The organism is Polaromonas sp. P3_C2 (assembly GCF_056402675.1).
The window spans coordinates 1-2801 of the sequence record NZ_JBFUGX010000561.1 but is presented as its reverse complement, the minus strand read 5'-3'; the positions used below and the strand labels follow the sequence as shown (position 1 = coordinate 2801).

3 protein-coding genes are annotated in these 2801 nt (G+C 63.6%); all 3 read right to left on the bottom strand.

Going from position 1 to position 2801, the window contains the following annotated elements; genetic code table 11:
• Positions 1–95 precede the first annotated feature (95 nt).
• A complete protein-coding gene (locus AC1DWI_RS18965) occupies positions 96–1223 on the bottom strand; it encodes an acyl-CoA dehydrogenase family protein (protein WP_477725445.1) in 1128 nt (375 codons plus the stop codon).
• Positions 1224–1249: 26 nt separating this feature from the next.
• The gene (locus AC1DWI_RS18960) at positions 1250–1933 is read right to left on the bottom strand and encodes an SDR family oxidoreductase (RefSeq protein WP_477670096.1); all 684 of its coding nucleotides are present in this window, start codon (positions 1931–1933) and stop codon (positions 1250–1252) included.
• 3 nt (positions 1934–1936) lie between these two features.
• Positions 1937–2801 (bottom strand): DUF695 domain-containing protein (locus AC1DWI_RS18955; RefSeq protein WP_477725444.1); only part of this gene is annotated, 865 nt, incomplete at its 5' end.

Sequence of the window (2801 nt, the reverse complement as noted above, 5' to 3'; positions counted from 1 at the left end):
ACCCAGCAGGGGCCGCGGAACCGGCTTTGCCGGGCCGCAGGCGCAGCGGCCCCCTCGGGGGGCAGGGAGCCACACGAAGTGCGCGACCGTGGGGGCTAAAGAGATCTTTGGATGATGATCTTTTGAACGTCGGAAGTGCCTTCGTAAATCTGGCACACCCGCACATCGCGGTAAATGCGTTCCACCGGAAAGTCACTGACATAGCCGTAGCCGCCCAGCGTCTGGATGGCAGCGCTGCAAACCTCTTCGGCCATTTCGCTGGCAAAAAGCTTGGCCATGGCGGCTTCTTTCAGGCAGGGCAGGCCGGCGTCGCGCAGGCTGGCAGCGTGCCAGATGAGCTGGCGGGCCGCTTCAATCTTCGTTGCGCAATCAGCCAGGCGAAAGCCTACTGCCTGGTGGTTAAAGATGGCGGTGCCAAAGCTCTGGCGCTCTTTGGCGTAGCTGAGGGCAAACTCGAACGCGCTGCGCGCCATGCCCACGCTTTGCGCGGCGATGCCGATGCGCCCGCCTTCGAGTGCGCCCAGCGCGATCTTGTAGCCTTCGCCCTCGTYGCCGATCAGGTTGTCGGCCGGGATGCGGCAGTTGTCAAAATTGATTTGTGCGGTGTCGCTGGAGTGTTGGCCCAGCTTGTCTTCGAGCCGCGCCACCACATAGCCGGGTGCGCTGGTGGGCACGATGAAGGCACTCATGCCTTTTTTTCCGGCGCCCTTATCGGTAACGGCGATGACGATGGCGGCATGGCCGTTCTTACCGCTGGTGATGAACTGCTTGACGCCATTGATCACATACTCGTCGCCGTCTTTGACGGCCGTGGTTCGCAGTGAAGAGGCATCGCTGCCAACATGCGGCTCGGTCAGGCAAAAGACGCCGAGCATTTCGCCCTGCGCGAGTTTTGTCAGCCACTGCTTTTTCTGCTGCACATTGCCGTAGCGCATGAGGATGGCATTGACCGGGCAGTTGGTGACGCTGATGGCGGTGCTGGTGCCGCCGTCGCCCGCCGCGATTTCTTCGAGCACCAGCGCCAGCGTGAGGTAGTCAAGGTTCGCGCCGCCGAATTCCTCGGGCACGCAGATGCCGTAGGCTCCCAGCGCGGCCAGGCCTTTGTGCGCCTCGATCGGGAAGTGGTGCTCCTTGTCCCAGCGCGCGGCGCGCGGCCAGAGTTCGGCCTGCGCAAAGTCGCGCACCGCGTCGCGGATCATCGTTTGGTCTTGGGTCAGGATCATCGAAATCTTTCAGTGGAGTGCAGGGCTCACCATGTGCTGAAACGCCGACCGTCGTAGTCGAGAAAAGCGCCCTTGTGCTCGGGCTTGAGCCCGGCCAGCGTGGCACGCATGGCCGTGACACTTTGAACCGTGGTGAGCGGTGCATCCCGGCCGCCCATGTCGGTTTGAACCCAGCCGGGCGACAGGGCCACCATGATGGCGCGCGGGTAGTCATGCTGGGCAGACGCCACGGCCATGTTCAGCGCAGCCTTGCTGACGCGGTAGGTCCAGCTGCTGCTGGACGGGACCTCGCCAATGCAACCCATGCCGCTGGTGATGAAGGCAAAGCGTCCCTTGCCGCCACCACCAAGCCGGGAGGCCTCGACCATGGGCGCGACTTGCGGAATGGCCTGCATGGCGCCCAGCACATTGGTGTGCAGGGTGTGGTCAAACGCCTCGCGCGTCGGCGGCGTCAGTGCATCGCCCTGCGGAAAGACGCCGGCCACGTAGAGGGCGATGTCGATCTCTTCGCCGTCCAGCAGCCAGGCCAGGCCGCTGATGCTGGCAGGCTGGGCCACGTCCAGCCGCAAGGCCTTGGCGCCCAGGGCCTTGAGGCGCTGCAGGCCTTCGTCGTTGCGTGCGGTGGCTATGACGTTGGCACCGTCCGCCAGGTACTGGCTGACGAATTCAAGGCCTATGCCGCGTGATGCGCCGATGACGAGGACTTTCATGGATTAGCCCGCGAAGTTGAAGTACTTCGACCATGACGGGTCGAACGCATTGCTCAGCTCAACGTCGGCGAACGATGCGCCGCGCAAGCTGGTGTCAATCACGCCGAGTGCGGCAGGCAGGTCGCCCACGTAATAGTTGGCCAGGCGCCGGCCGTTCCTGACCACGGTGTGGGACAGGATGCCGGCATGCTGAAGCTCCAGGCGGGTGGCGATCTGCTCCTGGACTTCGCGGGCACGCTCCAGTGCCGCATGGTCATCCACGGGCAGGCGCAGCTCGATCGCGTGGCCCAGGTCAGGCCGCGCTGCAATCGCATTGGCGCTCTGGTTGACCGCCACGATCGCCTTGTCACCCTCCTGGTCGTCTTCTTCGTCACCGTCCTCGTCGTTGCCAAAGACGACTGTCATGACAGACCACTGGTGTTCGCCGCTCGGGAACAAGCCTGTGTGCCCCAGTTCGTTCGTCCAGAACGCGTCGAGCACAGGGCCGAACTTGTCGAGCGTCGTGGAGCCGGCCACTTCGTCCGAGAACGCATCGACGAAATCCACAAAGCCCACCTTGACCGCGAAGTCGTACTCGCCCAGCACATGGTCGAGCATGATGAAGGTCATGTTGCGCGCATGGTCCTGCATGTCGCTGGGCAGTTCACGCGCAAACATGACTTCGATGCCCACCTGCCCTTCATCGGCGACGTGGCCGATCAGCACGTCGGAGGTGGCCAGTTCAAAGTTGTCCATCCGCATGGGGAAGTCGGGGCTTTCCGTGCGGGCGCGAAAGGCAGTGAGGCTGTAATGCTTCAGCGGCGGCGCGCGCTTGACGAAATCCAGCAGCAGCGGAAAGGTTTCGGTACTGCCGTGCGCGGTGGCGATC